General features: G+C 63.0%; 20 protein-coding genes. 8 read left to right on the top strand and 12 right to left on the bottom strand.

Annotated features, from left to right (window positions below; genetic code table 11):
* The first annotated feature begins 222 nt into the window (after positions 1-222).
* Both RAE21_RS02350 and RAE21_RS02345 read left to right on the top strand, forming a co-directional pair.
* Complete coding sequence (locus RAE21_RS02350) at positions 223-2,001, top strand: DEAD/DEAH box helicase (RefSeq protein ID WP_313879970.1); 1,779 nt, start codon at positions 223-225, stop codon at positions 1,999-2,001.
* Positions 1,892-2,593 (top strand): Rossmann-fold NAD(P)-binding domain-containing protein, encoded by a 702-nt coding sequence (locus RAE21_RS02345; protein ID WP_313882634.1) that lies wholly within the window; start codon positions 1,892-1,894, stop codon positions 2,591-2,593. The genes RAE21_RS02350 and RAE21_RS02345 overlap by 110 nt, the downstream gene beginning before the upstream one ends.
* On the opposite strand, the gene RAE21_RS02340 is transcribed toward RAE21_RS02345, so the two are convergent.
* Positions 2,590-2,970, bottom strand: coding sequence for a cupin domain-containing protein (locus tag RAE21_RS02340; RefSeq protein ID WP_313879969.1), 381 nt, complete (start codon positions 2,968-2,970; stop codon positions 2,590-2,592). The two genes, RAE21_RS02345 and RAE21_RS02340, sit on opposite strands and share 4 nt — an antisense overlap.
* A gap of 75 nt (positions 2,971-3,045) precedes the next feature.
* Here RAE21_RS02340 and gloA point away from each other — a divergent pair, with 75 nt between their 5' ends.
* On the top strand, positions 3,046-3,459 hold the full coding sequence (gene gloA, locus RAE21_RS02335) for a lactoylglutathione lyase (RefSeq protein WP_313879968.1): 414 nt from the start codon (positions 3,046-3,048) through the stop codon (positions 3,457-3,459).
* 131 nt (positions 3,460-3,590) lie between these two features.
* On the opposite strand, the gene eda is transcribed toward gloA, so the two are convergent.
* The 3 genes from eda to RAE21_RS02320 form a co-directional block, all read right to left on the bottom strand.
* A complete protein-coding gene (gene eda, locus RAE21_RS02330; protein WP_087494665.1) occupies positions 3,591-4,232 on the bottom strand; it encodes a bifunctional 4-hydroxy-2-oxoglutarate aldolase/2-dehydro-3-deoxy-phosphogluconate aldolase in 642 nt (213 codons plus the stop codon).
* 35 nt (positions 4,233-4,267) lie between these two features.
* The gene (gene edd / locus RAE21_RS02325; RefSeq protein WP_313879967.1) at positions 4,268-6,136 is read right to left on the bottom strand and encodes a phosphogluconate dehydratase; all 1,869 of its coding nucleotides are present in this window, start codon (positions 6,134-6,136) and stop codon (positions 4,268-4,270) included.
* A 174-nt stretch (positions 6,137-6,310) separates the two neighbouring features.
* Positions 6,311-6,787 carry an OmpA family protein gene (locus tag RAE21_RS02320; RefSeq protein WP_313879966.1) on the bottom strand — a complete coding sequence of 159 codons (477 nt, stop codon included), beginning with the start codon at positions 6,785-6,787 and terminating at the stop codon, positions 6,311-6,313.
* A 111-nt stretch (positions 6,788-6,898) separates the two neighbouring features.
* On the opposite strand from RAE21_RS02320, the gene pdxH reads away from it, so the two are divergent.
* On the top strand, positions 6,899-7,537 hold the full coding sequence (gene pdxH, locus RAE21_RS02315; RefSeq protein ID WP_313879965.1) for a pyridoxamine 5'-phosphate oxidase: 639 nt from the start codon (positions 6,899-6,901) through the stop codon (positions 7,535-7,537).
* Positions 7,538-7,564: 27 nt separating this feature from the next.
* Here pdxH and RAE21_RS02310 read toward each other — a convergent pair whose 3' ends face one another.
* The 8 genes from RAE21_RS02310 to RAE21_RS02275 all read right to left on the bottom strand — a co-directional run bounded on the left by RAE21_RS02310 (position 7,565) and on the right by RAE21_RS02275 (position 12,948).
* Positions 7,565-8,263, bottom strand: a complete 699-nt coding sequence (locus tag RAE21_RS02310; protein WP_313879964.1) for a DUF502 domain-containing protein — start codon at positions 8,261-8,263, stop codon at positions 7,565-7,567.
* Positions 8,260-8,640, bottom strand: coding sequence for a VanZ family protein (locus RAE21_RS02305; RefSeq protein ID WP_313879963.1), 381 nt, complete (start codon positions 8,638-8,640; stop codon positions 8,260-8,262). Before RAE21_RS02305 ends, RAE21_RS02310 begins: the two co-directional genes overlap by 4 nt.
* A gap of 19 nt (positions 8,641-8,659) precedes the next feature.
* A complete protein-coding gene (locus RAE21_RS02300; protein WP_313879962.1) occupies positions 8,660-9,616 on the bottom strand; it encodes an AEC family transporter in 957 nt (318 codons plus the stop codon).
* Between the two features lie 10 nt (positions 9,617-9,626).
* On the bottom strand, positions 9,627-10,166 hold the full coding sequence (locus RAE21_RS02295; protein WP_313879961.1) for a hypothetical protein: 540 nt from the start codon (positions 10,164-10,166) through the stop codon (positions 9,627-9,629).
* Positions 10,167-10,245: 79 nt separating this feature from the next.
* Positions 10,246-10,488: a hypothetical protein gene (locus RAE21_RS02290; RefSeq protein ID WP_428983955.1), complete on the bottom strand. Its 243-nt coding sequence runs from the start codon at positions 10,486-10,488 to the stop codon at positions 10,246-10,248.
* Positions 10,489-10,527: 39 nt separating this feature from the next.
* Positions 10,528-11,730: an ABC transporter permease gene (locus RAE21_RS02285; RefSeq protein WP_313879960.1), complete on the bottom strand. Its 1,203-nt coding sequence runs from the start codon at positions 11,728-11,730 to the stop codon at positions 10,528-10,530.
* A 4-nt stretch (positions 11,731-11,734) separates the two neighbouring features.
* Positions 11,735-12,421 carry an ABC transporter ATP-binding protein gene (locus RAE21_RS02280; RefSeq protein ID WP_313879959.1) on the bottom strand — a complete coding sequence of 229 codons (687 nt, stop codon included), beginning with the start codon at positions 12,419-12,421 and terminating at the stop codon, positions 11,735-11,737.
* The gene (locus RAE21_RS02275) at positions 12,418-12,948 is read right to left on the bottom strand and encodes a Fur family transcriptional regulator (protein WP_313873761.1); all 531 of its coding nucleotides are present in this window, start codon (positions 12,946-12,948) and stop codon (positions 12,418-12,420) included. The genes RAE21_RS02280 and RAE21_RS02275 overlap by 4 nt, the downstream gene beginning before the upstream one ends.
* Positions 12,949-13,047: 99 nt before the next feature.
* On the opposite strand from RAE21_RS02275, the gene RAE21_RS02270 reads away from it, so the two are divergent.
* From RAE21_RS02270 to RAE21_RS02255, 4 genes are read left to right on the top strand one after another with little or no spacing between them, the layout of a single operon-like run.
* Entirely contained in the window at positions 13,048-13,188 is a 141-nt protein-coding gene (locus tag RAE21_RS02270) for a hypothetical protein (RefSeq protein WP_313873762.1), read from the top strand.
* Positions 13,185-14,042, top strand: coding sequence for a zinc ABC transporter ATP-binding protein AztA (gene aztA / locus RAE21_RS02265; protein WP_313879958.1), 858 nt, complete (start codon positions 13,185-13,187; stop codon positions 14,040-14,042). The genes RAE21_RS02270 and aztA overlap by 4 nt, the downstream gene beginning before the upstream one ends.
* Positions 14,043-14,050: 8 nt before the next feature.
* The gene (locus tag RAE21_RS02260; RefSeq protein ID WP_313879957.1) at positions 14,051-14,941 is read left to right on the top strand and encodes a metal ABC transporter permease; all 891 of its coding nucleotides are present in this window, start codon (positions 14,051-14,053) and stop codon (positions 14,939-14,941) included.
* 53 nt (positions 14,942-14,994) lie between these two features.
* On the top strand, positions 14,995-15,945 hold the full coding sequence (locus tag RAE21_RS02255) for a metal ABC transporter substrate-binding protein (protein WP_313879956.1): 951 nt from the start codon (positions 14,995-14,997) through the stop codon (positions 15,943-15,945).
* The last annotated feature ends 21 nt before the right edge of the window (positions 15,946-15,966 follow it).

Here is a 15,966-nt window from a genome sequence, read left to right as displayed (position 1 = left end):
ACCCGTGCGCCTGTTTCCGTGTCAACAAACCGACACCAGGCCAAGCCGTGCGACAATATGGGCCATTGCAGCTATTCAGTTGCCTGCAATATCAGCAACTTGCTGGGGATCGCTACGTGACAGGGCATCCCACTTTTGAATCCATCTGCCTTTGACTGACTGCGCACCGAGTGTCCGCAGAACGGCTGATTCCCAAGCGTCCCGGACGGACGCATCTATCCAATGAACTTTGAAGAATTGAAGCTGGCACCTGCCATCGTGAAGGCCGTGCGCGAGCAAGGTTACGAAACGCCCACCGCCATCCAAGCGCAGGCTATTCCCTTGGTGCTCGAAGGCCACGACCTGCTGGGCGGAGCTCAGACCGGTACCGGCAAGACCGCTGCCTTCACCCTGCCCCTGCTGCACCGCCTCTCGATGAGCCGCAGCGCGGAGAACAAATTCGGTGGCACCGGCATCCGCGCCTTGGTGCTGACCCCTACCCGCGAACTCGCCGCCCAGGTGGAAGAGTCCGTGCGTCAGTACGGCAAGTATCTGCAACTCAGCTCCACCGTGGTATTCGGCGGCGTGGGCATGAACCCGCAAATCTCCAAGGTCAAAAAAGGCGTGGACATTCTGGTAGCCACCCCCGGCCGTCTGCTGGACCTGGCCCAACAAGGCATGTTGGACCTGGGCCAAGTGCAAATGCTGGTGCTCGACGAAGCCGACCGCATGTTGGACATGGGCTTCATCCATGACGTGAAAAAAGTGCTGGCTTTGGTGCCTAAAGAAAAGCAAAGCCTGCTGTTCTCTGCGACCTTTAGCGACGAAATCCGCGAACTGGCCAACGGCCTGCTCAAGAACCCGCAAAGCGTGCAAGTCACACCGCGCAACACCACGGTGCAGCGCATCACCCAGGTGATTCACCCCGTGGGCCGCGGTAAGAAAAAGGCATTGCTCGCCCACATCATCAACGAGCAAAACTGGAGCCAGGTGCTGGTGTTCACCCGCACCAAGTTCGGTGCCAATAACGTGGCAGAGTTTCTGGAAAAGAACGGCATCACGGCCATGGCGCTGCACGGCAACAAGAGCCAGGCAGCCCGCACGCAAGCCCTGTCCGGTTTCAAGAGCGGCGATGTGCGCGCTTTGGTGGCCACCGACATTGCTGCCCGCGGGATTGACATCGACGACCTGCCGCACGTGGTGAACTACGAAATCCCGAACGTAAGCGAAGACTATGTGCACCGCATCGGCCGCACGGGCCGCGCAGGTGCCGATGGCGCCGCTGTGAACCTGGTGTGCCTGGACGAAGAAGGCTTCATGCAGGACATCGAGCGCTTCACAAAGCAGAAGATTGAAGTGAAGGTCATCGAAGGCTTCGGCCCCGAGCCAGGCGAGAAGGGCGAGCCCATCGCAATGGGTCGCCAGACCATCTGGGGCGGTGCAGGCAAACCCCCAAGCCGTGACGTCATGCAGGCAGCCGCCAAGGCTGCCCGCACCGAAATGTTGCAACGCGTGCGCGACAACAAAGCCGCACAAGGCGGCGGTCGTGCCCCAAGCGGCCCGGGCGCAGGTGGTAATGGCGGCGGCCGTGGTGGCCAAGCCCCACGCGGTAACGGTGGCGGCAATGGCGGTGGTGGCCGTGGCCCCGATCGTGGCGGCGACTTCCAGCAACCACGCGCACAGGGTCCACGCCCAGCGCAAAACCGCGGCCCACGCCGTGATGGCGGCAGCGCTGAGTTCCAGCCGCCCGCAGGCTTCACCCACGAAGGTCGCGCACCGCGCCCTTCTACGGCCCAACCTGACCCGATGCGCACCAGCGTCGATATGATGGCTGGCCGTGGCGCCCGCCGCGGTGGTGGCGGTGGCTTTGGCGGCGGTGGTCGCAGTGGAGGTGGAAATGGCGGCGGATACGGTGGTGGTGGCGGAGGCGGCTTCGGCGGCGGTGGACGCTCGGGTGGCGGTGGTCGCGGGGGCAACGGGCCTCGTGGGCCGCGCGGTCCTGGCGGCTCTTCTAGCCGATAAACACACCAGCGCGGTACACAGTCTGGGGCGGCGCACGCTGCCCTTGACCCACCCTAAGCTGACCCAACACATCGTCGACTTTGCGGCGCTCCCTGAGCTGCCGCAGATCGACGATGTTTTTATTTGTCTGGGTACCACCATCAAGGTGGCCGGCAGCCAAGCCGCGTTCCGTGCGGTGGACTATGACGCTGTTTTGGCTGTAGCCCAGGCGGGACGTGCGCGGGGTGCTACGAAATTAGGAGTAGTCAGCGCCCTGGGCGCGGATGCCCAATCCGGCGTGTTCTACAACCGTGTCAAAGGCGAAGTCGAAGACGCGATTGCACAGCTGGGCTACGCCAGTGTCAGCATCGTTCGCCCTTCCCTATTGGTGGGCGACCGCGGCCCACTGAACCAACCCGAGCGCCCCGGCGAGCGCATCGGCCTGATGGTGAGCAAACTATTCAAGCCACTCATTCCTGCAAATTACCTGCCCGTGCAAGCTGAGGACGTGGCCGCGGGCTTAATTCAAGCTGTCAAAGCGGGCAAGCCCGGCGTGCAGCGCATCTTGTCGGGTGCGTTGCAAGGCGCAGCGGCGCGCGCTGCTGCGGTTTAGCCCCGCACAAACAGGGTGACCAAAGGCTGGTCACCCACCTGGCGGCTCCAGTGGCCGTGGATGGCGGGGTCAAACGTGGCGCCTTCGGGCAGCAAATCTGCCGAGTAAAAGTGCTGGCCGGGCCCGAACACGCGCGAACTGCCGTGCACGCCGATCTCCATCTGCCCTTGCAAGATAAAGCACCACTGGGTGTGCCCCGAGCAATGGAACTGGCTGCGAAAGCCCACCGGGCTGGTGCGCAATTGGTAGCCGCCCGACGCAAACACCTCCGAGAGCATGGACTGCGGATTGCCCTCGTTCAAAGGAATTGTTTCCTCGCGGAACTTGGCAAAACCATCGGTGTCGGTATACAAAATGACTTGGGTGAAGGTGCTCATGGTGGGCCTTTGAAAGTTGGCCGGATTATTCACCATGCACAGACAGGGCAAAGGCCCTCGTGCACAATTTGGCGCATGCAATTCCTCCACACCATGCTGCGCGTTGGCAACCTTCAACGCTCCATCGATTTCTACACCCACGTGCTAGGCATGCAAGTACTGCGCACCTCAGAAAACCCCGAGTACAAATACAGCCTCGCCTTCCTCGGATTCGATGGCGGCAACCCCGCGCAAGCCGAGATCGAGCTCACCTACAACTGGGGCGTGGAAAGCTACGAGCTGGGCACCGCCTACGGCCACATCGCCTTGGGTGTGCCCGACGCCTATGCCGCGGTGGAAAAGATCAAGGCTGCTGGCGGCAACGTGACGCGCGAGGCCGGCCCGGTCAAAGGCGGCAGCACGGTAATTGCCTTTGTGACCGACCCGGACGGCTACAAGATCGAACTGATCCAGAAGGCACCGCAAGAAGCGGGCGTGGGCCTGCGGTAACGCAAGGCAGTTCATTGCAGCAGGCTTGGCAATTTCGTAGCTGGCAAACATACACGCTACAAATTTCATAGCTGCTTACGCAATAAAAAAGGGCGCTAGAGCGCCCTTTTTCTTATAAACCGTCTTGCGCCTTACTTGCGCAGTGCCTGCGTGTCTTTGGCCAGCTGGGTGATCTTGTCCCACTCGCCCTTGGCCATGGCGTCGGCCGGCACGATCCACGAGCCGCCGACGCACACCACGTTGGGCAGCGCCAAAAACTCAGGTGCGTTCTGCAGGGTCACGCCGCCGGTGGGGCAGAACTTCACGTCGAAGAAAGGGCCGCTCCAGGCCTTGAGCATGGCGGGGCCGCCGGCTTGCATGGCGGGGAAAAATTTGAGCTGGGTGAAGCCGTCTTCCTGCGCCATCATGATTTCGCTGCCGGTGGCTACACCTGGCAACAAGGACAGGCCCAAGTCACGGCAAGCCTGGCCCACGGCGCTGGTATAACCGGGACTCACCGCAAAGCGGGCGCCCGCGTTGGCAGCCGCTTGCGCATCGGCCTTGCTGCGCACCGTGCCGGCGCCGACCACGGCTTCGGGCACATCGCGGGCGATGGCTTCCATGCAGGCCAGGGCTTGGGGGGTGCGCAGGGTCACTTCCAGCATACGCACACCGCCGGCCACCAGGGCGCGGGCCATGGGCACGGCGTGGGCCACATCGTTGAGCACGATGACGGGAATGACGGGCGCGTCCTGCATGACTTGCAGGGCGGTAAAGGCGGGAGCGTTAGACATTGAAAAGTTCCAGATCGACGTTATTGGGGGTGGGCTCAGAGCCAGGTGCAGGCACCTTCTTCGGCGGCCAGTGCATTGCGGCGGAAGTTGGCAAATAGTTCGCGACCCATGCCGATGCCATTGGCAGCGCGCAGGGCTTCGGGCATGGTGTCCAAGGGGCGTGCGGCCCACTCGGCGTCACTCACCAGCACTTGCAGGGTTTCGGCGTTGGCGTCCAGGCGGATGATGTCGCCATCGCGCACCTTGGCCAAGGGGCCACCGGCAGCCGCTTCAGGCGACACGTGGATGGCAGCAGGCACTTTGCCGGAGGCGCCGCTCATGCGGCCATCGGTCACCAAGGCCACACGGTAGCCTTTGCCTTGCAACACCGCCAGGGGCGGGGTGAGTTTGTGCAGCTCGGGCATGCCGTTGGCCTGCGGGCCTTGCCAACGCACCACGCAAATCACGTCGTGGTTGAGTTCATCGGCGCTGAAGGCTTTGTGCAGTGCGTCTTGCGAGTCGAACACTCGGCAAGGCGCTTCAATGATGTGGCGCTCAATCGGCACGGCAGACACTTTGATGACGCTGCGACCCAGGTTGCCCTTGAGCAACTTGAGGCCACCGCTGGCGCTGAACGGGCTGCTGGCAGGGCGCACCACGGTCTCGTCCTTGCTGGCACCTGCATCGGCCCACTGCAAGCTGCCATCGGCTTTGGCGGACGGAATGGCGGTGTATTCACGCAGACCACCGCTGCGTACGGTCAACACATCCGCGTGCATGAAGCCAGCGTCCAGCAGCTCGCGGATCACGTAGCCTGGGCCGCCTGCCGCCTGGAACTGGTTCACGTCGGCGCTGCCATTGGGGTAGACACGGGTCAGCAAGGGCACGACATCCGACAGGGACGAGAAGTCGTTCCAGTCAATCACGATGCCGGCAGCGCGGGCCACGGCCACCCAGTGGATCAAATGGTTGGTCGAGCCGCCGGTAGCCAGCAGGGCCACCATGGCGTTCACGATGCAGCGCTCGTCCACCACCTCGCCGATAGGCGCAAAGCGTTTGGCCTTGGTGATGCCCAGCACGGTGCGCACGGCTTCGCGGGTCAATTCCTGGCGCACTCCGTCACCGGGGTTGATGAAGGCGGTGCCGGGCACATGCAGTCCCATGGCTTCGAGCAGCATCTGGTTGCTGTTGGCAGTGCCGTAAAAGGTGCAGGTGCCTTCGCCGTGGTACGCAGCGCTCTCGGCGGCCAGCAGCTCGGGGCGGCCGACCAGACCTTGGGCGGCTTTTTCGCGCACCTTGGCTTTTTCGTTGTTGGGCAGGCCCGAAGTCATGGGGCCGGCGGGCACAAACACGGTAGGCAGGTGGCCGAAGTGCAGTGCGCCAATCAGCAAGCCGGGCACGATCTTGTCGCACACGCCCAGCATCAGGGCGGCGTCAAACACATCGTGGCTCAGCGACACGGCAGTAGCCATGGCGATGGCGTCGCGGCTGAACAGGCTCAGCTCCATGCCGGCGGTGCCTTGGGTCACGCCGTCGCACATGGCGGGCACACCGCCCGCCACTTGGGCTGTTGCGCCGTGCTTGCGGGCTTCTACCTTGACCAGATCAGGATAGTGCTGCAAGGGGGCATGGGCGGAAAGCAGGTCGTTGTAGGCGTTGACGATGCCGATGTTGGCACCTTTTTCTTCCATAATTTTGAATTTATCCAAGCCGGTGACGCGGGTCTTGTCGGCGTCGGGCATCGCAGCAAAAGCGTGGGCCACGTTAGCGCAACCCATGCGGTCGGCACCGGGCTTGCGGTCGGCCATGTGCGCGACTTGGGCCAGATAAGCGCTGCGGGTGGCGGCGCTGCGCTCCACGATGCGGCGGGTTACCGCCTCCACAACAGGGTGCAAAGCGACGGGGGTAGAGGTGGTGTCTGGCATAGATTTTCTGTAACTAAATTACACCTCTGATGGTAACTTGGAATCAAACCTTTGTGCCAGCCCCTAGTTACCAGAAGGGTACCAAGTCAGCTCGGCGAGGCGAGGCAAAGTAGCCGCACCATGCAAAAGGCCCGACTGAATCGGGCCTTTTGCATGAGATCGAAACGATCTGATTTATTTCACAACCACTTCCACGCGGCGTGCTTCATTGGCGGGGCCTGTAGCCATTGCTTCTTCAGGCTTTTTCAACTCGACTTTGTCTTGGGGAACACCCAGGGCCACCAGGGCATCGCGAACCGCGATGGCGCGTTGCTTGGCCAACTCAGCGTTCTGAACGGGGTCGCCGCTCGCGTCATGAAAACCACTGATCACCGCTTGCTGACCGGCAGAAACGGCGGTCACTACGTTGGCAAGGGCTTCGTTAGCACCCATGGCAACTTCTGCTTTGCCTGTAGCAAAAAAGAACTTCACCACACCGTCTTCAACCCGCACACTGGCTGCGTCTGCCACCTCAACAACCGCTGCCGCAGGTGCAGGCTTTGCGCCAGACCGGCTGACGGCAAAACCAATCACAGAAGCCAGAATGGCGACGATGATGGTGCTCACGACGATGGCAACGACTTTGGTACCGGTATCTTCCTGCTCAGACATGTCAAACACTCCCTTAAAAATGGAGCGTATTGTAGGTTGTCGCAGCATGGGCTTCTCCTGCCCATGACCCAACGCAATTCACGGAAAGCCTGTAATTCCTATACTCCGGCTATGACATCCATTGCCGACCTCCGCAAAAGTTACGAACGCGCCGAACTCGATGAGCAGGCTTCGCATGCCGACCCCATGCTGCAGTTTGACCGCTGGCTGCAAGAAGCCATCCAGAGCGAGGTGCCTGAGCCCAACGCCATGACCCTGGCCACCGTGGGCAGCGACCTGCGCCCCAGCACCCGGGTGGTGTTGATCAAAGGCTTTGATGCCCGCGGCATTGTGTGGTTTACCAACTACGAAAGCCGCAAAGGCAAGGCCCTCGCGGGCAACCCGTATGCCGCGCTGCAGTTCCATTGGGTGGAGCTGGAGCGGGTGGTCCGGATCGAAGGCGTGGTCGAAAAAGTCAGTGACGAAGAGAGCGACGCGTACTTCCACAGCCGCCCGCTGGACTCGCGCATCGGCGCATGGGCCTCCCCGCAAAGCGAGGTCATTCCCGGCCGCACGGTGCTGGTAACGAACGCGGCCAAATACGCCGCCCAATTTCTGCTGCAGCCGCCGCGCCCGCCACACTGGGGCGGCTACCGCCTCAAGCCGGACCAGTGGGAGTTCTGGCAAGGCCGCAAGAGTCGCTTACATGACCGGCTGCGTTACAGCCAAGGTACCGACGGCGCATGGTTACGCGAGCGACTGGCGCCCTAGCGCGCACGGGGCTTAGACCCCTGCTCCTCAAGGTGCCGATTTGGGTAGGTACTGGTCCGAAGTGACGCCCATGGAGACGTAAATGCTGGTGACGGCCTCCATGCCGATCTCGGCCGGTTCCACCCAGTCGGGTGGCACATACAGCAAGCCGCCCCCCACCGGAACCGGTGCCGTAGGCACCAGCACCCCCAGATAAGGCACGCCGCCAATCATGACCGCCTGGGGCGTTGACAGGAAACCGAGCACTGCGGTTCCTTGTTTGCCAGCTCCGCCAACGGTAGCGGCACTAGCAGCGTCCGGCTGTGGCTTGCCACCGAAATACAGCCACACCGGGGACAGCGACTGCAGCTCTGCCCCCTCTTTGCGGCCCAGCAGACCGACCAGCTTTTGCACCACGTCGTACACGGTGCGGACCACGGGAATGCGTTGCAAAAGCGTTTCCAGCAGTCTGGCAGCGCCCTGCTCCAAGCCCCGCTCCACCATCAAGCCAAACGCGTAGACCAGCACCACCACCAGCAACAAGCCCAGCAGGTAGCCGATGATCTCGGACTCGGTCAGCCCCAGGCCAATGCCGGTGAGCATTTGCCCGAACGCGCTCACCGGCCCGAGCCACACCGCGAGCAGGCTCAACAACCACGACAGCAAGAGCAAGGTCGCGGCCAAAGGCAAGAGCGCCAGCGCCCCGGTGAGCAGGGTGCGCAGGGGGTGTTTCAGCTTGAGGTTCATGTCTCGGAATTTCCTGCAAAAAGTGACCGGCAGCGCAAGTGCGCCCACACCGCCACGGCAGCGGTCCCCAGGGCAATGCCAACGGCATCAGCCAGCCAGTCCATCCAGTCGCCCTGGCGCCAACCGGTCAAAGCCTGTGCGCATTCAATGCCAGCACCGAACAGCAACAAACCTGCCAGCACACGCGGCACAGCCAAAGGGTAGGCCAGCAAGCCGAGCAACGCGAGTGCTGCGAAACCCAGGGTGTGCTGCGCCTTGTCCCAAAACACCAGGCTCGAGGGCACCTGCTCGTTGGGCATCAGGGACATGACAGTCGTCAAGACCACCAGGGCCCAGAAGGCGACTTTCCAGAATACACGGACTCGATTCAACGTCACAAACACCCCTTCATTCGATTCAGCCAACCCACAAGGGCAGCAGGTACATCACCAGTGACACGGTAAACAGCGCCATCACGGTGGACACCACCACGCTGGCGGTGACCAACTCTTCCGCCTTTTGGTAGCGCTGGGCAAACAAAAACACGTTGGCGCCGATCGGCAAGGCGGCGGTCATCACCAGCACCGTCAGGGTGATACCGCGCAGGCCGGCGGCATAACCCAACAAAGTCATCAGCAAGGGGTGCAGCAGGTTCTTGATGCTGGAGATCACGAGCGCTGCCCGCAGGTGCTGGCCAATGGACGTTTTGGCCAGTGTCACCCCCATCAGCACCAGCGCCACCGGGCTGAACGCATTGGCCAGCAGTTGCAGCGGGCGGTCTACCACCTCGGGCAGCACCCAGCCGGTTTGCGCAAACAACAAGCCGGCAATGATGGGCATGGGCACCGGGTGAAAGATGGCGTTGCGCACCGCCAGGCCGATGGTGCGCAAGTGGCCGCTCCGGGTGTGCCCCGCATGGGCTTGCTCGCGGGCGCTGCACAGCTCCAGCACCACCGTGGTCATGGTCAGCAGCACCAGTGAGTGCATCGAGATCAGGGTGAACAGCACCACCAACGCCTCTTTGCCATAAGCCAGGCCAATGAGCGGAATACCAATCGTGGCGGTATTGCTGAAAATGCCGGAGAGCGCCAGCACCGCCGCGCGACTGCTACCGCCCTGCGCCACCAGCAGCACAAAAAACAAACCGGCCGCGGTAGCGAGGTAGATCGACAGGGCGCTGAAGTCGAGATGCGCCACATCCACAGCGCACATGGTGCGAAACAGCAGCGCCTGGATCAGTACCAAAAAGACCAGATTGCTCAGGTCGCGCACTGCCTCCTGGCGGATGACATTGAATCTGCCACTCAGGTAGCCCACCAAAATCAGCAGGACGACCGGCAGCAGGGAAGAGAGTACGGGGTTGTCGAGTGGCATCCTGCTGCGGCTACTTCACAGCCACAGCGTCTGTCATGCGGTAGTACAGGCCATAGGGGTCGTCGTTGAGCACCGCGAACTGGCCCTCCACCACGACAGCTTCCATCGAATATTTGACGGCGGTTTTGGTCTTGACCTCGATCATGCTCTCAGGGCCACCGGCCACGCAAAACGAGCAGGTCAAGGGCACCGAGCTGATGAGAAAGTGTTTTTGCTTTTCACCGGGTTCGAGCGGCATCATGAAACCCTGAATCCGCTGGGTTTTTTTATGGAGCGCCTGGATATCTGCCGTGAACACCGGCAACAAGCGGTTCTTCTCGGTTTTGGTTTTGACGGCTGTCAGCACGGACCAGGGCAGCACATCGGCCCGCTCTTTGAGCGGTGCAAACGGGCTGTTGGCGCCATGCACGCCCGCGCCAGTACCGGCAGGCACGCCCGGCACACCCGGCATCGGGGAACTGAGCTGGGCCAAGGCCGGGGCCGCCCACACGACAGCGGCACACATCAGTGCCAAACGACGGCGGCCAGAAAAAACAGAGTCAACGCGCATAAAACACCTCGGGAGAGGCCTACAGTTTAGTGGGCCGGCAAAAAGCCCCCACCGCTGGGGGCCATGGGCATGGGCTCGCTCAGTGCTCGTGCTTCATGCCGCAGAACTTGCCGATGGCAATGCCCTTGCAGGCGGTTTGCAGCTCCTTGTTGCACACCGCTTCGCCTTTGCCGGCCTCGCGGCACTTGGCAGCAGACTCGTGGGCAGCGGCCATGGCACGGTGCTTGGCGATGTCCTCGCGGGTTTCTTTGTCCGTTTCTGCTGCTACAGAAAACATAGCGGCTTGCGCAAGCAATACGGCGGCTAGAAGGCTTTTTTTCATAAATTTCATCGATAGAGAGTGGTAAAAATCAATACGGGGTCAGTGGCTCTGCAGCAGACGCAACACGCTCACCCGGTAGGCTGCCACCGTGGGTAGCAAAGCCGAGGCCAAAGACACCACCAAGGCCAGTGCAGGCACCACCCACAAACCGGCCGGCCACACCATGCCGCCGATCAGCAGCGAATGGTCCAGGCTCAAAAACAAAGCCAGCGCCTGCGCAAAACCCTGGCCCAGCAACACACCCAGCACCGCTGCGAGCAAGCCCAGCCACAAGGCCTCGCACAACAGCAAGGCAGCCACTTTGGCAGGCGGTGCACCCAGCATGCGCAGCAAGGCAAGGTCGGTGCGCCGCTCGCGCACCGCACTCCACAGCGCAATAAACACGCTCAGGCCCGCGGTCAGCAGCAGCACCCCGGCAAAGGCGCGCAACACATCGGTACCCAAGCCCAACATGCTCAGCAAACGCGTGATCTCCAGCGCCGGGGCAGCGGCCTGCATATCGGTTGTGCTGTTCACAAAGCGCGGAAAGCTCACTGCCGCCATGGGTGTGCTGTAGCGAATCAGGGCCATGGTGATCTCGCGCTCGTCTTCCATGACGCGGCGGTCGTCATCGTCCACGGCGGTGTAGTCCTCATGCACCTTCCAGACGGAGGCGGTGTCGGTCAGGATCAACCGGTCCAGCACGCTGCCGCCGGGCGCCAGAATGCCGACTACGGTGTAAGCACTGTCGCCATGCGGATGCCCGCCGGCGCCCAGACCGTGCGTGCCCACAAAAGTCTGCCCCACCTGAATGCCCATGGCTTTAGCGGCCGCGGCACCCAGCACTGCCTCCATGGGCGCGGTCCACAAGCGGCCTTGGGTGAGCTGGGCTTCATAGTGGGCCGGATAGTCGAGCGAGGTGCCCACGATCCGGTAGCCGCCGAAGTTGTCGCCCAGGCTGATCGGGATCACTTGCTCCACCAGCGGGTTGCGGGCCAACTCCTGCACCGCCTTGATCGGCACATTGCCGGGTGGCACATCGAGGTGCAAGACCCCGGAGAGGATGAGCTGCATCGGGCTGCCCTTGGCACCCACCACCACATCAATACCCGCCAAATCGCGCTCAAAGGCTTTGCTGAGCTGTGCCCCTACCAGCAGCAAAAACGTGATGGATGCCAGCCCCAGACTGAGCAGCAAGAGATTGAGAGCCGCCCCCAAAGGCCGGGACCACAGGTAGCGCCACGCAAAGAAAAGTGTCGTCATGTCGCTATGATTTTGATAGCTGCTCGCGCGCCAAAGACAAGCGCGAGAAGCCGATTTGACCCCAACCACCGGCCTCCGGCGCTGAAAGCAGGCTGGCCACCCTCGCATCGTGGGTGGCAATCACCAAGGTGGCGCCGTGCTGCTGCGCCGTGGTGTGCAAGAGCTGCACCGCTTGGGCGGCGGCATCGTCATCCAGGCTGGCGGTGGGCTCGTCGGCCAGCACCACGCGGGGTTTGAGCAACACCGCGCGAGCCAGGGCGACCCGCTGTGCTTGCCCGCCAGACAGCTGATTGGGCAAGCGGCCAGCCAACTCGGCCACGCCCAAGGCCTGCAGGGTGGCGTGGATGCGGGCCTTGTCCTCCGCCCGACCGGCCGCCCATTGGGCCATGGCCAGGTTTTGCTGCACCGTGAGCGCTGCGCTCAAATGCAGCTTTTGCGGCAAAAAGCCGATGTGGGCCGCCCGCCAGGCATCTGCCGTGGCACCGCGCAAGTCGCCCATGGCTTGGTCTGCCACATGCAGCGTGCCTGCCGAAGGCGCTACCAGCGCAGCCACCAGGGCCAGCCAGGTGGACTTGCCACTGCCCGACGGACCGCTGAGCAGCAGCACTGCGCCGTGGGGCACATCTACATCCGGAAAACGCAGCTCACCGCCACCGGGGTAGCGGTAGCAGAGGCCCCGTGTTTGGATCATGCCGCCGGACCTGCGTTGGCCATGCCGCCGGGCACGGTGCCTGTGGCGCAATCTGCGCAGACGCCGCGCACTGCAAAGTCGAGGTGCATGTCGGTGTAACCCAGTGCGCGCAAGGATTCGATGGCAGTTTGCGCCGCCTTTTCCAGGTCCACCGCGTGCAAGGCGCCGGCCAACGGACTGTCGCGGTGGCAGGTCTGGCACTCAAAGTGGGGGGTGGCGTGCACGCTGGCAGGCATGGCCTGGTAGCGACGCACCCGTTGGCTGTCCACCCGGCACAAGAGCAGGCCCACTTGGGTCAGGCGGTCGATCAGGCGGTAGAGGGTGACGCGGTCCAGCGGCTCAGCGTGGTCGCCCGCCAAAGACTCCTGCAACTGCGCGTGGGTGTAACTGGTCTCGGGGTGAGCCAACAACCAGCCCAGGACGCGGCGCGCAGCCGCCGTACGGCGCAGACCGTGGGCGGAGAGCAGTGCGTCGATCGGGTTGTCACCCTCGAGCACCGGGGTCACGGGGGGTTGGACTGAAGCCATGGAACCATCCTGAAAATGCAATTCAGTTGCATTAATTAATAAATGCAACCAAGTTGCGTTAGACTATATCGCAATCGAGTTGCATTATGAGTCATTTTCGTGAACCTGCCTGAACCCCGCCGCCAGCGCACCAGCGTCTTGGCCCTGCCCGCTTGGCAACGTGTGCTGTGGATCCTGCCGGCACTGGCCCTGTTGTGGCTGGGCGTGTGGTGGGCTTGCCTGGAGGCCGCCCCGCTATGAGCGCACCTACCCACGCGCCTGACCACGCGCCTGACAACACGCGGTTGGCCGGCGCTGCGGCCATCGAACTGCACAACCTCACCGTGAGCTACCGCCGCCACCCGGCTCTGCACCATGTGAGTGGTCACTTTGCGCTCGGCTCCCTCACTGCGGTGATCGGACCCAACGGTGCCGGCAAAAGCACCCTGCTCAAAAGCCTGGCCGGGCTGGTCAAGACCGAGCCACACGGGCACATCACCCGCGCACCGGGCTTGCGCCTGGCCTACCTGCCCCAGCACAGCGAGCTGGACCGCAGCTTCCCGCTGAATGTGCGCGACTGCGTGCTGATGGGCCTGTGGACGCAGACCGGTGCCTTTGGCAGCGCCACACCGGCCATGCTGGCGCGGGTGGATGCGGCGCTGGAAGCGGTGGGCCTGCAAGGCTTTGAGCGCCGCCCGGTGGGCACGCTCTCCAGCGGACAGTTGCAGCGCACCCTGTTTGCGCGCCTGCTGGTGCAGGACGCCGACCTGATTCTGCTGGACGAACCCTTCAACGCGGTGGATAGCAAAACCACCGCCGGTCTGCTGACATTGGTGCAACAGTGGCACCGCCAAGGCCGCACCGTGGTGGCCGTGCTGCACGACGACGCGCAGGTGCAGGAGCACTTTCCCCAAACCCTGTTGCTGGCACGCGAGTGCATCGCCTGGGGTGCCACAGGCGATGTGCTGACAGACGCCAACCTGCAGCGCGCCCGCGCCATGGCAGAGGCTTGGGACGAGACGGCCGCCATCTGCGACATCGACGGCGAAGTCAACGGCTTGGACTTCGACACTTTGCTGGCCCGGCGACTGGCCACCACCCCCACCGCCCCTTAAGGATGCCCATGGACTTGTTGCTGGGCCCGATGTGGGAGGCCTTGATTTCCCCTTTTTCCGAATTCGCCTTCATGCGCCGCGCGCTGGTGGCGACGCTGGCGCTGTCACTAAGCGCCGCGCCCTTGGGCGTGTTTTTGACCTTGCGCCGCATGAGCCTCTTGGGCGACGCGCTCAGCCACGCGGTGCTGCCCGGTGTGGCCATCGGCTTCATGGTCAGTGGCCTGTCGCTCACCGCCATGGCGCTGGGTGGCGTGCTGGCGGGCATGGTGGTGGCAGGGCTTGCCGGTGCGGTCAGCCGCTTTACCACCTTGAAGGAAGACGCTAGCCTCGCCGCCATCTATCTGGTGGCACTTGCCCTTGGGGTGACGCTGATTGCGGGCCATGGCACCCAGCTCGACTTGCTGCACATTTTATTCGGCAGTGCACTGGGCGTGGACAACAGTGGCCTGCTGCTGGTGGCGGGTGTGGCCACTGTCAGTGTGCTGGCCTTGGCGCTGATGTACCGCGGGCTGGTGCTGGAGACCTTTGACCCGGTGTTCATGGCGGCCCACCGCAGTGGGGTGCCGCCCTGGGTGTGGCAACAGGGTTTTTTGATGCTGGTGGTGCTCAATCTGGTCGCCGGCTTTCAGACCCTGGGCACGCTCATGGCCGTGGGCTTGATGATGCTGCCCGCCGTGAGTGCCCGCCTCTGGCACGACACCCTGCCCGCGCAACTCATCAATGCCAGCCTGCAAGCGGCGCTGGCCGGCGTGGCCGGGCTGCTGATGTCGTACCACTTTGACACGCCTTCGGGCCCCACCATCATCGGCTGCGCGGGGGCGCTCTATGCCGCCTCCCTCTTGCTCGCGCCCGGCGGCTGGCTGCCGCGCTGGTGGGTCACCACCCACCGCGTGGCTTGACCAGCCAGCCCTCCCCCCACCCCCTGTTTTTCCACCCTCCACGGACTATCGCCATGACCTTGCTCGACACCTTCCCATTGACCGCCCTGCCGCGCCGCTTTCTACTGGCCAGCGTCACTGCTTTCGCTTTGCTGGGCAGCCACGCGCATGCTTCCGAGAGGCTCCCGGTGACCGCGAGCTTCAGCATCCTGGGCGATCTGGTGCGGGTGGTGGGCGGCGACCGGGTGGCAGTGACCACGCTGGTGGGCGCCAATGAAGACGCCCATGTCTTTGAAGCCAAGCCCTCGGACGCCAAAATGCTGCTCGCCTCCAAGCTGGTAGTGCTCAACGGTCTGGGTTTTGAGCCATGGGCGGGCAAGCTGCTCAAGTCTTCGGGCTACAAAGGCGAGACTGTGACCGCTGCCAAGGGCGTGAAAGCCCGCGCCATGCAAGAAGAAAAAGGCCATGGCGCCCACGCCGGCCACACGCATGAAGAAATGGATCCCCACGCTTGGCAAAACCCCAACAACGTGGCGCTGTACGTGCGCAACATTGCAGCCGGTTTGGCCAAAGTGGACGCCGCAGGTGCTGCTACCTACCAGGCCAACGCCGAGGCCTATGTCAAAGAGCTGCAGTCGCTGGACGCCTGGGCCCAAGCGCAAATTGCCACCATCCCCGCCGATAAACGCAAGGTGATTACCTCGCACGATGCGTTTGGCTACTTTGCCGCGCAATACGGCGTGAAGTTTCTGGCCCCGCAAGGCGTGAACACCGAGGCCGAGCCCAGCGCCAAGCAAGTGGCGCAGCTGATCAAGCAAATCCAGCGCGAAAAAATTCGCGCGGTATTTGTGGAAAACATGAGCAACCCCAAGCTCATCGCCCAGCTCAGCAAAGACGCCGGCGCCACCTTAGGCGCCAGCCTGTATGCCGACGCCCTGTCCACCGCCGACCAGCCCGGCGCCACCTACTTGCAAATGATGCGCCACAACGTCACGCAGCTGGTGACCGGCATGAAGCGCAACTGATACCCATCGCTATCAATTTAA

It is taken from the genome of Rhodoferax potami (assembly GCF_032193765.1).
Taxonomy (GTDB): domain Bacteria; phylum Pseudomonadota; class Gammaproteobacteria; order Burkholderiales; family Burkholderiaceae_C; genus Allorhodoferax; species Allorhodoferax potami.
Note: the sequence above shows the minus strand (reverse complement) of the source record. Positions and strands in the feature narration are given on the sequence as shown.